This window comes from Micromonospora sp. NPDC047730 (assembly GCF_043204765.1).
Lineage (GTDB): Bacteria > Actinomycetota > Actinomycetes > Mycobacteriales > Micromonosporaceae > Micromonospora.
This window is the reverse complement of the sequence record NZ_JBIDCU010000002.1, coordinates 89,477-106,710: the sequence shown is the minus strand read 5'-3', so window position 1 is coordinate 106,710 and position 17,234 is coordinate 89,477. Positions and strand designations below refer to the sequence as shown.

The following is a 17,234-nucleotide window of genomic DNA, read 5'->3' as shown; positions in this document are numbered from 1 at the left end:
GATCGCCGCCGGGCACGGGGTGCGCCGGGGATAAGGTGTCGCCCCGGCGCCGGGGACCGGGCTAGATTCCGCGGCGTGACCACTGCCTCCATGCCGTACGCCGACTGGGCCGACCCGCACTGGCGGGACACCGCGCTCGGCTGGGTCGGCGACCAGCTCGGCCGGCACGGCCGGCGGGTCGTCGGGCCGGTCGAGCCCCGGGTCCGGCCGTGGTCCCTCGTCTGGCGGGTGCCCACCGACGCCGGGGACGCCTGGTTCAAGGCGAACAACCCGGGCACCCGGCACGAGGCGGCGCTGTTGGCCGCACTGGCCCGGCTCGCCCCGGGGCGGGTGCTCGACCCGATCGCGGTCGACGCCGACCGCGGCTGGTCGCTGCTGCCCGACGGGGGCCGCTCGCTGCGCGACGCGCTGGGCGGCGACCGTGACCTGCTGGCCCGCTGGGAGCAGGTCCTGCCGGAGTACGCCGACCTCCAGCGCACGGTCGCGCCCCGGGCCGGTGAGCTGCTCGCGCTCGGGGTGCCCGACCACCGGCCGGAGGTGCTGCCGGAGCTCTTCGAGTCGCTGCTGGAGGACGAGGAGTCGCTGCTGCTGGGGGCGGCGGACGGGCTCGACGTCGAGGCGTACGGGCGGTTGCGCGCCCATCGGGACACCTTCGCCGAGCACTGCCGACGGCTGGCCGACTCGGGCATCGAGCCCAGCATCCAGCACGACGACCTGCACGACGGCAACGTCTTCGTCGCCGACGACGGGCACCGGTTCTTCGACTGGGGGGACGCCTCGGTCGCCCACCCGTTCGGCACCCTGCTGGTCACGCTGAACTCGGTCGCGGACGCCTTCGAGCTGCCCGCCGGCGACCCGACGTCGGCGCGGCTGCGGGACGCGTACCTGGAGCCGTGGTCGGACCGGCACGACCGGGCGACGCTGCGCGAGGTGGCCCGGCTGGCCGTCCGCGTCACCCGGGTGAGCCGGTCGCTCTCCTGGCGCCGGGCCCTCATGACGCGGGATCCGGCCCGGGCGCAGTACGCGTCCGCGGTGCCCGGCTGGCTGACGGAGCTGTTCGAGCCCGACCCGGTCTGAACCCGGACGGGCGGCGCGCGGCCCCGCCCAGCAGGCGCGAGGGGCCGCCGGCGACGCTTCCGGCCCGTCCGGTGCCGGCCACGACCTCGACAGGAGCCGTCGACTGTGGTCAGAATCAGCGGGCCGGCGGCGCGAGTGACGCGTCCGCCCGCCGGCCGTCCGACTCACGGGGACAGATCGGGGAAACGTGAAATCCACACTCTCGCCGGCCGGGCTGCGCCGTGCCGCCCGCCGGACCGTGGCCCTCGCCGCCACCACCGTCGTCGGCACCGGCCTCGCGTTGACAGCCGTCACCAGCCCGGCCCACGCCGCCGTCCCACCACAGCCCGGCACCTACACCGGCCTCGGCTTCGACGCCTGCACCGCGCCGACCAGCGCACAGATGCAGGCGTGGCGCGACCACTCGCCGTACCGGGCGGTCGTCATCTACTTCGGCGGCAGCAGCCGGGGCTGCGCACAGCCCGCGCTGACCCCCGAATGGGTCGCGGAGCAGACGGCGGAGGGCTGGCACCTCGTCCCGATGTACGTCGGGCTCCAGGCCCCCTGCCTGGCGACCAGCCGGCCGCGCATCGACCCGGCCCAGGCGGCGGCGCAGGGCCAGGCCGAGGCCGACGACGCCGTGGCGCGGGCGGTGGAACTCGGCCTGCCCCGGGAGAGCGTCCTCTTCTACGACATGGAGGACTACGACGGCGGCGACGCCGCCTGCACCACTGCGGTCCTCACCTTCATGAGCGCGTGGACCGCCCGGCTGCACGACCAGGGCTACCTCTCCGGCTTCTACAGCAGTGTGGCCCGGGGCGTCGCCGACCAGGTCGCCGCCTACGACACGCCCGGCTACGTGCGTCCGGACTACCTCGACTTCGCGCGCTGGGACAACGACGCCACGGTCGAGGACCCGACCATCCCGGCCAGCTACTGGATGCCGAAGCGGCGGATGAAGCAGCACGTGGGCCCGCACGACGAGACGTGGGGCGGGGTCACCATCAACATCGACGGCGACTACCTCGACGTCGCCCCGCTGCCGGCGACCCGGTTCGGCGACTTCACCGGCAACGGCTGGGCGGACCTCGGCTACCGGGAGCCGTCCACCGGCCGGGTGTACGTCTACGGCGGCAACGGCACCACGCTGAGCGGCCGGATCACGCTGGGCGCCGGCTGGAACGGCATGGACACCATCATCCGGGCCGGCGACTTCGACCGGTCCGGCGGCGAGGACGTGATCGCCCGCGAGCCGGCCACCGGCTACCTGTGGCTCTACCCGGGCACCGGGTCGGGGATCAGCGGCCGGATCAACCTCGGCGCGGGCTGGAACAGCGTCCGGGAGATCACGCCGATCGGCGACTACAACCGCGACGGCTTCCAGGACCTGCTGGCGGTGCAGAGCTCCACCGGCGCGCTCTACCTGTATCCGGGCACGGGAGGCAGCGCGTTCACCAGCCGCATCCTGCTCGGCTCCGGCTGGAACACGGTGGACGAGCTGAACGGTGGCGGCGACTTCAACAACGACGGCTACCCCGACGTGGTCGCGCGGGAGAAGAGCACCGGTGACCTCTACCTGTACCCGGGTCGTGCCGGCGCGCCCAACACCCGTACCAAGGTCGGTGCCGGCTGGAACACCATGCGCGACCTCGTCCAGCTCGGCGACTTCGACCGGGACGGCCGGCCGGACATGGTGGCCGTGCAGAATTCGACCGGCTACGTCTACCGGTACCGCTGGCTCGGCACCGCCTGGGCGTCGCCCATCCGGCTCGGCACCGGGTTCGGCTCCATGACCCCGCTGCTCTGAGCGACCAGGATCGAGGACTCGTGACGCTCCGTTCCGCTCTGCCCGCCGGGCTGCGGCGTACCGCCCGGCGGGCCCTCGCCGCGACGGCGGCCACCGTGCTCGCCGCCGGCGCCGCCCTGACCGGCACCGCCGGGCCCGCGTGGGCCGCCGGCTACACCGGGCCGCACCCGGGCGCGTTCACCGGCCTGGGCTTCGACACCTGCACCGCGCCGTCGAACGCGGCCATGAACGCGTGGCTCGCCTCGCCGTACCGGGCGGTGGGCATCTACATCGGGGGGAACGGCCGGGCCTGCGCCCAGCCGAACCTGACCCGGGAGTGGGTGACCACGCAGGCGGCGGCGGGCTGGCGCTTCTTCCCGCTCTACGTCGGGCCGCAGGCGCCCTGCCGCAGCACCAGCAAGCCCCGGATCGACCCGGCGCAGGCCGCCGCGCAGGGGCGGGCCGCCGCCGACGACGCCGCGGCGCGCGCCCGCGACCTGGGGCTCGCCCGGGAGAGCACCGTCTTCTACAACATGGAGAAGTACCCGGCGGGCGACGCGACCTGCACGGCGGCGGTGCAGACCTTCACCCACGCCTGGACCATCCGGCTGCACGACCACGGCTACTTCTCCGGCTTCTACACCGACGTGGCCTCCGGTGGCCTCGCCGACCAGGTCTCCGCGTACGAGCGGGCCGGCCACGGCCGGCCGGACTACCTGGACTTCGCCCGGTGGGACGGCGTGCAGACGGTGGCGGACGAGGCGCTGCCCGAGTCGTACTGGATGCCGAAGCAGCGGATGAAGCAGTACCGGGGCGACCACCACGAGACGTGGGGCGGGGTGACGATCAACATCGACAGCAACCACCTCGACGTCGCCCCGCTGCCCGCCACCCGGTTCGGCGACTTCACCGGCAACGGCTGGGCCGACCTCGGCTACCGCGAGCCGGCCACCGGCCGGCTGTACGTCTACGGCGGCAACGGCGCCACGCTGAGTGGGCGGGTCTCGCTCGGCGCGGGCTGGAACGGGATGGACGCGATCGTCCGGGCGGGCAACTTCGACCGGGCCGGCGGCGAGGACCTGCTGGCCCGCGAGAAGTCGACCGGCTACCTGTGGTTCTACCCGGGCAACGGCACCGGCGTGACCACCCGGGTCAGGGTCGGCAGCGGCTGGAACGGCATGCGCGAGATCACCCCCGTCGGCGACTGGAACGGCGACGGCTTCCAGGACATCGCGGCGGTGCAGACCTCCACCGGCGTGCTCTGGCTCTATCCGGGCACGGGCACCGGCTTCGGCAGCCGGGTCGCCCTCGGCGGCGCGGGCTGGAACGCGATGGACGAGCTGACCGGCGGCGCCGACTTCACCGGTGACGGGCGCCTCGACGTGCTCGCCCGGGACACGGCCACGGGCCGCCTGCACGTCCACCCGGGTGGCCCGGACGGGCTCCTCGGCGCCCGGCTCGACGCGGGTGCCGGCTGGGGCGGCATGCGCGACCTCGTCCAGCTCGGCGACTTCGACCGGGACGGCCGGCCCGACCTGGTCGCGGTCCAGAAGTCGACCGGCAACGTGCTGCGGTACCACTGGAGCGGTGGCGGATGGCTCGCCCCGACCCGGCTGGGCAGCGGTTTCGGCGCGATGCAGCCGTTGCTCTGACCCGTACTTCCGGGCCCGTCCGGCGCGACGGGCCCGGAAGTCGGACAGGCGGTGCGACGCGCGGGTGTGGAAGTTCTGCAATTTGCGCGTGACCCACGTCACCCTCCGGCGCCCGTCGTTGGGCAGGGCATGGACGTCTTCTCCCGAACGTTCCTCCCGGCCGCCTCCGAGGCCGGACTGGCGATGCAGACTGTCAGCCGGCACATGCCGGTCTTCCGCCGCTGCGTCGGCTCCGGCGACGCCACCATCCTGGTCACCCGGTGCAGCCGGCCCGACCGCCCGATGGCCGGCGAGTACCTCTTCCTGCTGACCCACCGGCGGCTGGTCGTCACCCAGCAGACCCGGGTCCTGCACCGGCTGCGCCTGCACCTCAACACCGAGCTGCGGGAACTCAGCAACGTCACCTGGAGCCCGGACCCGCGCCTGCACTCGGTCGAGCTGGCGGCCACCGCGATCGACGGGGTCCGCGAGCGGTTCCTCATCCACACCCGGCACCCGAAGCAGGTGTGGCAGCTCGACGCGCTGCTCAACCACGCCTTCCGGACCCGGCTGCGGACGCCCCGGGAGCGGCTCGTCGCCACCATCGGCGAGGCGCCGGCGGTCGCGCGACCCGCCGCGTTCCGGCCGGCCGTGGTGCGCTGACCGTCTTCTTACCGAACCCGAACATCCGCTGACCCGCCCGACGCCGCCGCGTCGGGAATCATGGGCCGGTGACCGTCGACGCCCCGACCCGCGGGCTCGTCCTCGTGGTGGAGGACGAGCCGGCCATCGCCGACCTGGTCCGGCTCTACCTGATCCGCGACGGGTTCGGCGTACACCTGGAACGGGACGGCGCCGCCGGCCTGGCCGCCGCCCGCCGGCTGCGGCCGGTGGCCTGCGTCCTCGACATCGCGCTGCCCGGCCTCGCCGGCACCGAGGTCTGCCGGCGGCTGCGCGAGGCCGGCGACTGGACGCCGGTCATCTTCCTCACCGCCCGGGACGACGAGGTGGACCGCGTCGTCGGGCTGGAACTGGGCGCCGACGACTACGTCACCAAGCCGTTCAGCCCGCGCGAGCTGGTCGCCCGGGTGCGGGCGGTGCTGCGGCGCACGGCCGGAGCGCCCGGGGGAATGGGCCGGCCGCGGGTCGTCGGCGCGGTGACGCTCGACCCGGCCCGGCGCACGGTGACCGTCGCGGGGGCCCCGGTGCAGCTCACGTCGACCGAGTTCGACCTGCTCGCGCACCTGATGGCCCGGCCGGGCCGGGTCTTCACGCGGGAGGAACTGCTCGCCGGGGTGTGGGGGTACGCGGCCCACGCCGGCACCCGCACCGTCGACGTGCACGTCGCGCAGGTCCGCGCGAAGCTCGGCGCGGCCAGCGTGATCCGCACCCACCGGGGCGTCGGGTACGCCGCCGATGGCTGAGCCCACCGTCGCGCTGCCGGTGGTCGGCCCGCCGGCGCGACCGCCCCGCCCCCGCCCCGCCCGTACGCTCACCTCCCGCGCGGTGCTGGTCACCTGCGCGGTGGCTCTGGTCTCGGTGCTGGTCACCGCGATCGTGGCGGTGCCCCTGGCGGTGCGCGGCGTCGAGCGGCGCGACCAGGAGGCGCTGGCCGCCCAGGCCCGGCTCGCCGCCGAGGTGCTGCGGCCCCGGCTGGAGACCGGGCGGACCGCCGACGAGGAGCGGCTCGTCCGCCAGTTGCGCGCCCAGGGCGTCGACGCGTACCTGGTCCGGCGGGGCGTCGCGGACCGGCCCGGCCTGCCGCCCCGGGTGGTGCAGCGCGTCGCCGAGGGACGGAACGTGTCGACCCGCCGGCCCCTCGACGGGCGGCGCACGCTCATCGAGGGCCGCGCCCTGCCGGGCGGCAACGGGGTGGTGCTGACCCGCTCCCGGGCCACCGCCCCGTGGCGGCAGGTGCTGCCCAGCCTCTGGCTGCCGCTGCTGGCCGGGCTGGCCGCCGGCGTGGTCGCCGGGCTGCTGCTGGCCCGCCGGCTGGCCCGGCCGATCCGGCGCGCCGCCGACGCCGCCGCCCGGCTGCGCGCCGGGGACCGGACGGTACGCGTGCCGGTGGAGCCGCCCGACGAGGTGGCCGACCTGGCGTACGCGCTGAACGGGCTGGCCGCCGCGCTGGCCACCAGCGAGGGCCGGCAGCGGGAGTTCCTGCTCTCCGTCTCGCACGAGTTGCGCACCCCGCTGACCGCGATCCGGGGCTACGCCGAGGCGTTGGCGGACGGGGTGATCGGGGCGGCGGACGCGGCGGGCACCGGCCGTACCGTGCTCGCCGAGGCGGAGCACCTGGACCGACTGGTCAGCGACCTGCTGGCGCTGGCCCGGCTGGAGGCCGCCGACTTCCCGCTCGAACCGGTGCCGGTGGACCTGGCCCGGCTGGCCGCCGACGCCGGCCGGACCTGGGCCGACCGGTGCGCGGCGATGGGGGTCACGTTCCGTGCCGAGGTCCCGGAGCAGCCGGTGCCGGCGTACACCGATCCGGGGCGGATCCGGCAGGTGGTGGACGGGCTGCTGGAGAACGCGCTGCGCGTCGTACCACCGGGGGCGCCGGTCGTGCTCGCGGTCCGGGCGGCCGGCGCGGACCCGGCGGCGGGCGGCGTCGTGGAGGTCCGCGACGGCGGACCCGGTTTCACCGACGACGACCTGGCGGTGGCGTTCGAGCGCGGCGCCCTGCACCAGCGCTACCGGGGGGTGCGCAAGGTCGGCAGCGGGCTGGGGCTGGCGCTCGCCGCCGGCCTGGTCCGCCGGCTCGGCGGGGAGATCACGGCCGGGCACGCGCCGGAGGGCGGGGCGGCGTTCACCGTCCGGCTGCCCCCGGATCCTTACCAAGCTCGAACATCGGCCTGACCCGCCGCTCGCCGGACGGCGGGAGGCTGGGATTCCACGGACGGACGAGAGGGAGACTCATGGCACGTTGGGGAATCGCCGCCGGCACGCTGTTCGCGGCGGTCGCGTTGGGGCTCACCGGCTGCGGCGCGGCCGAGGTGGCGGGCCAACCGGCCCGCGAGACCGCCGTCGAGGTCGTCGCGGCGCTCGGCGCGGAGGGCCAGGCGCTCGCCGCGATGGGCTTCGACGCCGGCGACCTGGACGTCGACCCCGTGGCCGCACCCGCCTCGCCGACGGCCTCGCCCGCCGCGACCGGGGAGAAGCCGCGACGCGAGCGCGCGGAGGAGTGGCGCAAGCGCCGGCAGGCCCGGGTGCTGCTGCGGAAGAACACGCTGCACGGCGAGGCCGTGGTGCGGACGAAGGACGGCGGCACGAGGACCGTCGCCGTGCAGCGGGGCGAGGTGACCGCGATCGACGGCGGGAAGATGACCGTGAAGTCCACCGACGGCTTCACCATGACCTGGACCTTCGGCGACGAGCTGCGCGTCGTCGAGCGTCGTACGACGATCGCGTCCACCGACATCGGGGTGGGCACGACGGTCGGCGTGGCCGGTGCCAAGGAGGGCGACGGCGGCGTGGCCCGCCTGATCGTCGTGCCGGTCAAGCAGAAGTAGGTGTGGCCGCCGTGCCCGGCGGAGGGATCAGGCCGGACCGCCCGGAGCCGGGCACGGCGGGCCACACCCCACCTCAGTACACCCGGGAGCCGATGAAGTCGTCGTGCCCGTAGCCCACCGGGTTGGCGAAGGCGCGGGACTCGAACGACCACTGCTGGCGCGTGCTGGTGGAGCAGGTGGCCAGCCGCAGCCGCGGGGTGCCCAGCCACGGGTCGTCGAAGGCCAGGCAGAGGTTGGTGTTGCCGGCCGCCTTGATCTGGTTGCCGGCCAGCACGAACCTCTGGTTGGCGCCGCCGTGGCAGTCGTGGACGTTGACCGCCGTGCCGGAGTTCAGCGTGCCGCCCGAGACGTCCAGGCAGCGGTCGTGGGAGAGCTCCGAGTGCAGCGACTGCCGGCCCGGGTCGTACCAGAAGCCCTGGTTGCGCCCGCCGTGGCAGCCGTACGACTGCTGCGGCGTGCCGTTGCGCGAGTCGTAGCCCTTGCCGTCGACGCAGGTGCCGGTGGCGGCGTTGCGTAGCTGCCTGAACTCGAACAGCCCCGGGTAGAGCACGCCGTTGCCGGTGCTGGCCGGGTCGACGCAGGTGGCGCGCTGCTGCCCGGAGTTCCAGAACTGGGTGACGCACTGGGCGAACATGCCGTGCCCCCGATAGTTCGGGTGGAACGACTGCCGTGCCGCGTTCTCGTCCCAGACGCCGATCTCGATGTGGAGGCCGCGGACGGCGGTGTTGTCGGTGCACACCTCGTGGCCGTGGAACAGCCGGCTCGCGTCGAGGTAGCGGGTGCCGGTGTTGGTCGCCGCCGCCCGCAGCGCCGACTCGAACAGGGGCACCGCCTTGTTCCGGGCGAACGCGGCGTCGGCCAGGTAGAGCAGGCAGCCACCGGCGTACCAGCCGGGGAAGTTCGGGTTGTCCTCCACGTCCGGGCTGCCGGGGCTCGGGTACGACATGAGGACCAGCTCGTAGTCCGACCGCAGGTAGCCCGCGCCCGTCATGGTCTGCCGGATGTCGGTGAGCGCGTCCTCGACCGCCTGTCGGCTGCCGTCGGTGCGCACCGTCCACTGGTCGGTGTAGGTGGGGTAGCAGGGGCCCTGGAAGAAGACCCGGCGGATGGTGCAGTCGGTGGCGACGGGGCCGAACTGGATCGTGCCGTCGCCGTTCGCGCCGACCACCACCCAGATCAGCTTGATGTGCGTGTTGCGCGCCTTGATCGCCAGGTGGTCGCCATGGTTCAGCTCGTTGTGCTGGGTGGGCCCGCCCCGGATCAGGTTCCACGGGGTCGCCCCGGAGCAGGCGATGTTGTACTTCTCGTCGGCCGGGATCCCGGTGCGGAAGACCGCCTGGTCGTACGAGCGGTCGCACCAGTTGCCGGGTTCGTGGGTGCCGGGGACGTAGTTGCCCACCCCCTCGCCCGAGATCTCGCTGTCGCCCATCGTGATCAGCGCGGTGCGGCGCTGTTCGATGGGGCGGATGGCGGGCGCGCCGTAGAGGGCGGTGGCCTCGGCGGCGCGGATCGCCTCCAGGTTGCCGGGGAGTGGCTGGATGGCCGGACGGTCGGCCGCGGTGGCGGGGGAGGCCGTTCCGGCGAGCATCGGCAGGACGAGAGCGGCGGCGGCGACGACGGTGAGCACCCGTCGTCGGGTCGCGCGTTCGCGTCTGGCAGGGGAACCATGCATCGACGCACTCCTTTCGGCTCGATCGCGGGACGTCGATCGAGTTACCAGAAGGTAACGCCGGCTTCGAGATATGTGAATGCGTCTCGGAATCCTTGCGCGCGGAGTGTAGAACCGGACGATCCGGGCGAGGCGGACGACGTCAGGGGTGCCGCGGCCGTCGCTCCGGCCACCCTCTCCGGGTGGCCGGGCGGCATCGGCGGTGTCCGGCCGGAGGCGCCGGGCGGCGTCGGCGGTGCGCGGCCCGGACGCGCCGGGCGGTGCCGGCGGTGCGCCGCCGGAGACGCCGGGCGGGTCAGCGCCCGGGCGGCAGGGCGTAGCCGACGTAGCCCCGGAACTCGACGCGCCAGCCCGCCGGCACCAGCTCCGCACACGCCGGCCGGCTGCCGGTGCAAACGATCGCGTCCACCGAGGCGGGGTCGGCCGGCGGGCGCCCGGGCAGCACGGACTGCAGCGCCACCAGCTCCGGCGGGCGGCCGTCGGCGTCCCGCAGCAGCAGCCACCAGGGGTACTCCCAGTTGTCGTTCTGCTGCACCAGGCCGATCCGACGGGCGTCCGTCGCGCGTACCGCGCCCGCCGCCCAGCGGAACTCCTCCGCCCACTGGGGGCGCCGCAGGAACCGGGTCTCCCACTCGGAGGTGGTGAAGACCGAGCCCGCGCCGACCAGCCGGCGCGGGAAGCCGTACGACACCGCGAGCACCCCGGCCAGCGCGCAGGTGGCCAGCACGGTCACCGCGAGCCCGACCGCCACCGACCGCCGTCCCGCGCCGCCGTCCCGCGCGGTCGACCGGCGGCGGAACAGCGCGTCGAGCCAGAGCCCCGCCAGCGGTACGGCCAGCGCCAGCGCGTAGAGCAGCAGGCGGTTGCCCCACGGCTGCCACTTGACCATGGCGGTGTGCAGCAGCACGGCCACCACCACGACCACCGCGTACGCGCGCAGCGGCCCCGCCTGCGTCGGGCCGACCCGGCCCGGCCTGGCCAGCGCGAACCCCGTCCCGATCAGCGCCAGCGCCCCGGCCAGCGGGAAGGCCACCCGGTCCTCGTCCGGGTACCAGGACGGCACCGGGAAGCGTTCCCGCCCGAAGGTGGTGGCCCGGTCCTGGGGGTCCACCCCGATCAGGTCGGCGCTGGCGACGATCGCCTCGGCGCCGGCCCGGCGCAGCGGCGCGAGCGGGGTGTCGAACGCCGTGTGCGCGATCCGCAGCGCGTTGACGAGCACCGAGGGCGGGTCGTGCCGCTCCATCGGGACGGACTCGCGCAGCCGGGGCGGGCCGAGCGGGTGCCCGAACTCGGCGGTCACCCGGGCGAGGAACGGACCGACCACGACCGCCGCGACCAACAGGATCAGCACGGACCCGGCCACCGTCCGGGCCACCTGGCGCCCCGGCCGGAGGCCGCCGGGCGCGGCAGCCCCACCGGCGTGACCGACATCCGGGCCGCCCACCGCGCCGGCCCTGTCGGGCACCGCTCCGGCGCGCTCCCGCGCGGTGCCCCGCGCCAGTCGGAGCTGGGCGAGTCCCCAGAGCACCAGCAGCGGCCCGAGCGCCATCAGGCCGTTGGTCTTGGTGACCGCGGTCAGCCCGGTGGCCGCCCCCAGCCCGAGCATCGTCCCGACCCCGGCGCGCCGGCGCAGCCCGTCCAGCGCGAGCGTCGCCGCGCAGGCCACCCAGGCGGCGCAGACCAGGTCGGTCTGGGTGCTGGTCGCCTGGAGCGCCACCATCGGCGTGGTGGCCAGCACGAACGCGGTGAGCAGCTGGGCCCGGCGGCTCCCGCCGAGCTGGGCGGTGATCCGGGTCGCCGCCAGCAGGATGCCGACCCCGGCGGCCCACTGCACCAGGTGGTGCAGCGCGTCGCCGCCGGTGAAGAGGCGCAGGTGCAGCAGCAGGTACTCGGCGCCGGGCGGGATGGTCACCTGGCGGTGGATGGCGGTGGGCCAGAAGTCGAGGTCGCCCTGGGCCACCCAGTGCTCCACCTTCGGCAGGTGGTAGGTCTGCGAGTCGAAGTTGTTCGGTTCGGCCAGCAGGGCGATCAGCAGCTCGACCAGGAGCAGCCCGCCGACCGTGCCGGCGAGCAGCCGCTCGCCCCGCCCCGCCGTACGCCAGACTTCGGCCAGACCGGTCCACCAGCCGGACCGGCGGGCCCCGGCGGCGCCCGGCGCGCCGGCATCCGGTGCGGGCGGCGGGGCCGGGGCACCGGTGGTGGGGCCGGTGGTCGCGCCGACCAGGGCGCGGCGTGGCGCCGCGACCGCCGCCGCCCGTCGCGCGGCGTCCCGCCACCGGCGCTGTCCGGCGGCCGCGCCGGTGGCGGCGAGGAAGAGCAGCCAGGCGACGGCGAACGCCGGCAGGGTGAGCAGCCCCAGCGCGCCGAGCAACTCCACCGTGAGTACCGCGAACGCGCCCGTGACCAGGGCGGCCCGGACCAGCGCGAGGCGCAGCGGCGCCACGGTCTCGGTGGCCAGCGGCCGGAGGGCGACGGTGAGCAGTCCGATCGCGGCGACGGGGGCCAGGGCGAGCGGGTAGCCGGCTGCCGACATGGCGGAAGTAAACACCATCTTCCTGAGGCCGCCACGGTCGATGCCCGCGGTGCTGGGCACCGTCCCGCTGACCAGCCAGGCTAGGCTAGGGCCGACGTATTGTCGCCACCGTGGAGATTCCCGTGAAGCTCTCGATCCTCATGCCGGTCTACAACGAGGAAGAACGCATCGCGGATGCTCTCAAGCAGGCGTTGGCGGTCGACTACCCGTGCGAGATCGAGCTGGTCGTGGTCGACGACGGCAGCCGGGACGGCACCGGTGAGATCCTCGGCCGGGCCGACGACGCGCGCCTGCGGGTCATCACCCACCAGCGCAACGCCGGCAAGGGCGCGGCCATCAAGACGGCGGTCGACAACGCGGAGGGTGATTACCTGGTCATCCTCGACGCCGACCTGGAATACGACCCGCAGGACATCCCCAAGCTGCTCGACCCGGTGCTCGACGGGCGGGCCACGGTCGTCTACGGCAATCGCACCTTCGGCAGCCACAGCGCCTACAGCTTCTGGTACGTGATGGGCAACAAGGGCGTCACGATGGCCGCCAACGTGCTGTTCAACTCCTACATCGGCGACCTGGAGACCTGCTTCAAGCTGATGCCGGTCGACCTCTACCGCTCGCTCGACGTCCGCTCGCGCGGCTTCGGCATGGAGGCGGAGGTGACCGGCAAGCTGCTGCGCCGCCGGATCCGCCCCTACGAGGTGCCGATCAGCTACCGGGCGCGGGGCCGCGAGGAGGGCAAGAAGATCACCTGGAAGGACGGCGTCGAGGCGCTCTGGATCCTCGGCCGCGAGCGCACCCGCCGCCGCCCCCTCGGCGCCCCCACCCGCTGACCCGCCGCCGAGACCTGCCCCGCGGCGGGTCGTCGCGGGCTCAGCGGCCGGCCGGCGCCAGCGCCGACTCCAGGAACCCGCCGACCGAGCGGCGCAGCCCGGCGGCGTCCAGCCCGTGCCACCGGGTGTGGTCCTCGGCCGACCCGTAGCGGCGCAGCTCCTCGCGCCCGACGCCGAGCGCCAGCAGCCGGTGCGGCCGGTCGGCCAGCGCCGCCGACACCACCCGCGCCGACGTCCCGGCCAGGTAGGGCTCGACCAGGATCACCTCCGTGCCGGCCAGCGCCCGCAGCCCCGCGGTGTCGAACGGCCGGGGCCGGTGGGTGTACGCCACCGTGACGCCCAGATTGGCCGCCGCGGCGAGCGACGCGTCCAGCACCGGGCCGACCGCGACCAGCAGCGGGGCGCCCGGCCCCGCGTCCCGGAGCACGCGCAGCGCGCCGTCGCCGCCGTACGGCCGGTCGTTGTGCTGGGTGGAGAGCCGCAGGTACGCCGAGCCGTCGGCGGCCACCGCGTCCCGCAGCAGCGCCGGCACCTCGTCGGGGTGGCCGGGGACGTGCACGGTCCAGCCGTGCAGGGTGTCGATCAGCGAGACGTCCGCCGGCGAGAGGTGGGTGCGCCCGGCAGCCGCCCGGTCGTACGACGCGCCGACGCTGACCAGCACCGCGCCCACACCCTGGTGGTCGAGGTCCAACTTGAGCTGCTCGTACGCGCGCTCGACCAGGAACGGGGCGTAGCTGTGCGCGATCGGCCGCAGCCCGGTCAACGCCAGCCCGCCGGCCACGCCCACCATCAACTGCTCGCGGATCCCGACGTTGAGGACCCGGTCCGGGTGTCGCCGCGCGGCCGGGGCGAACGCGGCGGCGGAGATGTCCGCCAGCACCAGCGCCGTACGCGGATCGTCCGCGAGCAGCGCGGTGGTGGTGTCGACGAAACGGTCCCGCACGGTCACTCCCCCTGGTCGACGACCGCGACGACGACGTGCGGCCGGTGGTTGTCCTGCCCGGTCAGGGCGGTGTGCAGGGCGTCGTGGTCGCGCCCGTCGACGGTGGCGGCGGTCCAGCCGTTGACGGTGAACCGCGCCGCGGCGCCGCCCGGCCAGCCGTGCGTGGCGGAGCCGTTGTCGATCACGATCGCGGTCAGGTTGGCCAACCCGGTCGCGCCCGCGTAGGCGATCGCCTCGTGGTTGGAGCCCTCGTCGAGCTCCGCGTCGCCGAGCAACACGAAGACCCGGGGCGTGAGCAGGCCCTGGGCGCGCAGCCCGAGCGCGGTGCCCACGCCGAGCCCGAGCCCGTGGCCGAGGGAGCCGGAGCCGATCTCCACCCCGGGCACCAGCATCCGGTCGGGGTGGTCGCCGAGCCGGCTCCCGGGGCCGCCCTGGTCGTCCAGCCAGTCGGCGGGGACGAAGCCCTTCGCGGCGAGCACGGCGTAGTAGCCGGCGACGGCGTGCCCCTTGGAGAGCAGGAACCGGTCCCGCTCCGGCGCGTCGACGGTCTCCGGGGTGATCCGCAGGATCCGGTCGTAGAGCACCCAGAGCACGTCGACCGTGGAACGGACGTTCGCGCCGAACTCCCGGCCCGCGCGGACCCGCTCGTACAGCGCGGCGACGGGCCCGGGCAGGGGTGGCGTGGTCGGGTCGTCCGGCGGTGGGGCGGTCGTCACCCGACCCGCGTTGGCGGTCATCGTGGTCATGCCGCTAGCCTGCAAGTTGAAGTCCGCTTCAACTCAAGGCGACGTGATGCACGAGTCACTGACCATCGGCCAGCTCTCCACCCGCAGCGGCGTGGCCCCCTCGGCGCTGCGCTACTACGAGCGGCTCGGGCTGATCCGGGCCGAGCGGACGGGCGGCAACCAGCGCCGGTACGCCCGCACCGAGCTGCGCCGGGTGGCGTTCATCCGGATCTCCCAGCAGGTCGGCATCTCGCTCGAGGAGATCCGGGAGGCGCTGGACTCGCTGCCGGCCTCCCGTACCCCCACCGCGGAGGACTGGGCGCGGCTCTCCGCGGCCTGGCGGGAGCGCCTGACCGAGAAGATCCGGCTGATGACCAAGCTGCGCGACGACCTCGACGGCTGCATCGGCTGCGGCTGCCTGTCACTGCGGCGCTGCACGCTCTACAACCCGGACGACTCGCTCTCGGGAGAGGGCTCGGGGGCCCGCCTGATGCTCCCCCGCCCGGCCGCCGAACCGGCGCCGGCCGCCTGACGGCGGACGACGCGGCGGACGACGGCGACGCGGCGGACGACGGCGGCGCGGCGGACGACGGCGGCGGACATGGCGGCCGGCGGTGGCGGACGACGGCGGCGCGGCGGCCGACGGTGGTCGGCGCGGCGCGGCACCGGCCGCCGGCCGGCCAGCTCGTGATGCTGCGCCGGCCGGTTGACGCGTCAGCCGGTGGTGAGCAGCACCTTGCCGACGTGGTCGCTCGACTCGACCAGCCGGTGCGCCTGCGCCGCCTCGGTGATCGGCAGCCGGCGGTCCACGATCGGCCTGACCGCGCCCGCCTCGACCAGCGGCCAGACCTGTTGGCGGACGCCCCGGACGATCTCCGCTTTCTGATCCCGGGGCCGGGACCGCAGCGCGGTGGCCGCGACCGTGCCCCGCTTGGCCAGCAGCGCGCCGAGATCCAACTCGCCCTTGCGACCGCCCTGCATGCCGATGACCACCAGCCGGCCGTCGGTGGCCAGCGCCGCCACGTTCCGGGGCAGGTAGGAGGCGCCCATGATGTCGAGGATGACGTCGGCGCCCCGGCCGTCCGTGACCCGCCGGACCTCCTCGACGAAGTCCTGCTCGCGGTAGTCGATCGTGTGCGCCGCGCCCAGCTCGCGCAGCCGCTCGTGCTTGGCCGCCCGGGCGGTGACCACCACCGTGGCGCCGAGCGCGACCCCGAGCTGGACCGCGAAGGTGCCGATCCCGCTGCCGCCGCCGTGCAGCAGCAGCGTCTCGCCCTTCGCGAGCCGGGCCAGCTGCACGACGTTCGACCAGACCGTGCAGGCCACCTCGGGCAGCGCCGCCGCGTCGACCAGGTCGACCCCCGCCGGCACCGGCAGCAACTGCCCGGCCGGCACGGCGACGCGCTCCGCGTACCCGCCGCCGGCCAGCAGCGCGCAGACCTCCTGGCCGACCGCCCAGCCGGCCACGTCGGGCCCGGTCGCGCTGATCACCCCGGAACACTCCAGCCCCGGGTACGCGGGCGCGCCCGGCGGCGGCGGGTAGTGCCCCTGCCGTTGCAGCAGGTCCGCCCGGTTCACGGCGGTGGCCCGCACGTCGACGACCACCTCGCCGGGGCCGGGCTCGGGATCGGGCACCTCGCTCCAGACCAGTGCGTCGGGTCCGCCGGGCTCCGGGATCGTCATCGCGCGCATGCCCTGTGTCTACCCCACCCGCCCGTCGGTCCACGCCCGGGACAGGATCTCGTCCACCGTCTGCCCCGGCGTCTGCGCGGAGGTGTCCAGCCAGAGCCCCATGCGGGGCGTCTCCGCGCGGAACCCCGCGTCCAGGTCGGCGACCGGCCAGTCGCCGTACCCGGTCTTCTCCCGGGCGTCCTCGCGGGCGGCGACGACCTCGGGGCTCGGCGCGAGCACGACGACCGCCAGCGGGCGGTGCCGGATGCGGTCGACCATGCCCGGCAGGTCCGCACCGAGGATCACGTCCTGGAGCACCACCGTGAAGCCCGCGGCCGCGTAGCGGTCCGCCGCCGACGCCGCGAGGTCGTAGCGTAGCCGCAACTGCCGCCACGCCTCCTCCGACGGCTCGGCGGTCATCTCCTCCCGCCCGCTGACCACCATCCGCCGGAAGACGTCCCCACGCAGGTGCACCGCGCGCGGCAGCCGCCCGGCCAGCGCCTCGGCCACAGTGGACTTGCCGGCGGCCATGATGCCGGTGATCAGCACGACGGACGGGGTCTCCCACATGCCGCCGATCATCTCAACGCGGGTGCCGTGCCCGCTCGCCCGGTGCGCCGCCGTGGCAGACTAGGCACGGTCGCGTACCCCTGCGGGGCGCGGCCCGGGAGGGTTCGCCTAGTGGCCGATGGCGCTGGTCTTGAAAACCGGTAAGGGCAGCGATGTCCTTCGTGGGTTCGAATCCCACACCCTCCGCCGATGAACAGCAGAAACGCCCCCTGACCAGCGCAAACGCCGGTCAGGGGGCGGGTCTATGGATGGTGAATCGGTCTCACTTCGTCTCGCTCGGGGCCGCCGCGCCTGGGACGCTGTCGCCGTTG

General features: G+C 75.0%; 15 protein-coding genes and 1 tRNA gene. 10 read left to right on the top strand and 6 right to left on the bottom strand.

The features are described from left to right. Positions 1 to 75 precede the first annotated feature (75 nt). From ACGF5G_RS05920 to ACGF5G_RS05890, 7 genes are all read left to right on the top strand, one after another. The gene (locus tag ACGF5G_RS05920) at positions 76 to 1,077 is read left to right on the top strand and encodes a phosphotransferase (RefSeq protein ID WP_393259376.1); all 1,002 of its coding nucleotides are present in this window, start codon (positions 76 to 78) and stop codon (positions 1,075 to 1,077) included. Between the two features lie 187 nt (positions 1,078 to 1,264). Continuing rightward, entirely contained in the window at positions 1,265 to 2,863 is a 1,599-nt protein-coding gene (locus ACGF5G_RS05915) for a glycoside hydrolase domain-containing protein (protein WP_393259374.1), read from the top strand. A 20-nt stretch (positions 2,864 to 2,883) separates the two neighbouring features. Beyond that, positions 2,884 to 4,494, top strand: coding sequence for a glycoside hydrolase domain-containing protein (locus ACGF5G_RS05910; RefSeq protein ID WP_393259373.1), 1,611 nt, complete (start codon positions 2,884 to 2,886; stop codon positions 4,492 to 4,494). A 129-nt stretch (positions 4,495 to 4,623) separates the two neighbouring features. Further along, positions 4,624 to 5,136: a hypothetical protein gene (locus ACGF5G_RS05905; protein WP_350702644.1), complete on the top strand. Its 513-nt coding sequence runs from the start codon at positions 4,624 to 4,626 to the stop codon at positions 5,134 to 5,136. A gap of 68 nt (positions 5,137 to 5,204) precedes the next feature. Continuing rightward, entirely contained in the window at positions 5,205 to 5,897 is a 693-nt protein-coding gene (locus ACGF5G_RS05900) for a response regulator transcription factor (RefSeq protein WP_357698310.1), read from the top strand. Next, entirely contained in the window at positions 5,890 to 7,329 is a 1,440-nt protein-coding gene (locus tag ACGF5G_RS05895) for a sensor histidine kinase (RefSeq protein ID WP_393259370.1), read from the top strand. The genes ACGF5G_RS05900 and ACGF5G_RS05895 overlap by 8 nt, the downstream gene beginning before the upstream one ends. A 59-nt stretch (positions 7,330 to 7,388) precedes the next feature. Then, positions 7,389 to 7,982, top strand: a complete 594-nt coding sequence (locus tag ACGF5G_RS05890) for a hypothetical protein (protein ID WP_393259369.1) — start codon at positions 7,389 to 7,391, stop codon at positions 7,980 to 7,982. A gap of 73 nt (positions 7,983 to 8,055) precedes the next feature. Here the strand turns inward: ACGF5G_RS05890 and ACGF5G_RS05885 are convergent, their stop codons facing one another. Further along, entirely contained in the window at positions 8,056 to 9,654 is a 1,599-nt protein-coding gene (locus ACGF5G_RS05885) for a ricin-type beta-trefoil lectin domain protein (protein WP_393259368.1), read from the bottom strand. Between the two features lie 292 nt (positions 9,655 to 9,946). Then, positions 9,947 to 12,184, bottom strand: a complete 2,238-nt coding sequence (locus ACGF5G_RS05880) for a hypothetical protein (RefSeq protein WP_393259367.1) — start codon at positions 12,182 to 12,184, stop codon at positions 9,947 to 9,949. 122 nt (positions 12,185 to 12,306) lie between these two features. Here ACGF5G_RS05880 and ACGF5G_RS05875 point away from each other — a divergent pair, with 122 nt between their 5' ends. Continuing rightward, positions 12,307 to 13,014 carry a glycosyltransferase family 2 protein gene (locus tag ACGF5G_RS05875; protein WP_357698383.1) on the top strand — a complete coding sequence of 236 codons (708 nt, stop codon included), beginning with the start codon at positions 12,307 to 12,309 and terminating at the stop codon, positions 13,012 to 13,014. A 40-nt stretch (positions 13,015 to 13,054) separates the two neighbouring features. Here ACGF5G_RS05875 and ACGF5G_RS05870 read toward each other — a convergent pair whose 3' ends face one another. Further along, positions 13,055 to 13,957 carry a transketolase family protein gene (locus tag ACGF5G_RS05870; protein ID WP_393259365.1) on the bottom strand — a complete coding sequence of 301 codons (903 nt, stop codon included), beginning with the start codon at positions 13,955 to 13,957 and terminating at the stop codon, positions 13,055 to 13,057. 2 nt (positions 13,958 to 13,959) lie between these two features. Further along, the gene (locus ACGF5G_RS05865; protein WP_393259363.1) at positions 13,960 to 14,703 is read right to left on the bottom strand and encodes a transketolase; all 744 of its coding nucleotides are present in this window, start codon (positions 14,701 to 14,703) and stop codon (positions 13,960 to 13,962) included. A 46-nt stretch (positions 14,704 to 14,749) separates the two neighbouring features. Here ACGF5G_RS05865 and soxR point away from each other — a divergent pair, with 46 nt between their 5' ends. After that, the gene (gene soxR / locus ACGF5G_RS05860) at positions 14,750 to 15,214 is read left to right on the top strand and encodes a redox-sensitive transcriptional activator SoxR (protein ID WP_393259361.1); all 465 of its coding nucleotides are present in this window, start codon (positions 14,750 to 14,752) and stop codon (positions 15,212 to 15,214) included. 182 nt (positions 15,215 to 15,396) lie between these two features. On the opposite strand, the gene ACGF5G_RS05855 is transcribed toward soxR, so the two are convergent. Then, positions 15,397 to 16,374: an NAD(P)H-quinone oxidoreductase gene (locus ACGF5G_RS05855; RefSeq protein ID WP_393259359.1), complete on the bottom strand. Its 978-nt coding sequence runs from the start codon at positions 16,372 to 16,374 to the stop codon at positions 15,397 to 15,399. A gap of 9 nt (positions 16,375 to 16,383) precedes the next feature. Beyond that, positions 16,384 to 16,923: an AAA family ATPase gene (locus ACGF5G_RS05850; RefSeq protein ID WP_393259357.1), complete on the bottom strand. Its 540-nt coding sequence runs from the start codon at positions 16,921 to 16,923 to the stop codon at positions 16,384 to 16,386. Between the two features lie 97 nt (positions 16,924 to 17,020). Here ACGF5G_RS05850 and ACGF5G_RS05845 point away from each other — a divergent pair. Continuing rightward, a tRNA-Ser gene (locus ACGF5G_RS05845) sits at positions 17,021 to 17,109 on the top strand. The last annotated feature ends 125 nt before the right edge of the window (positions 17,110 to 17,234 follow it).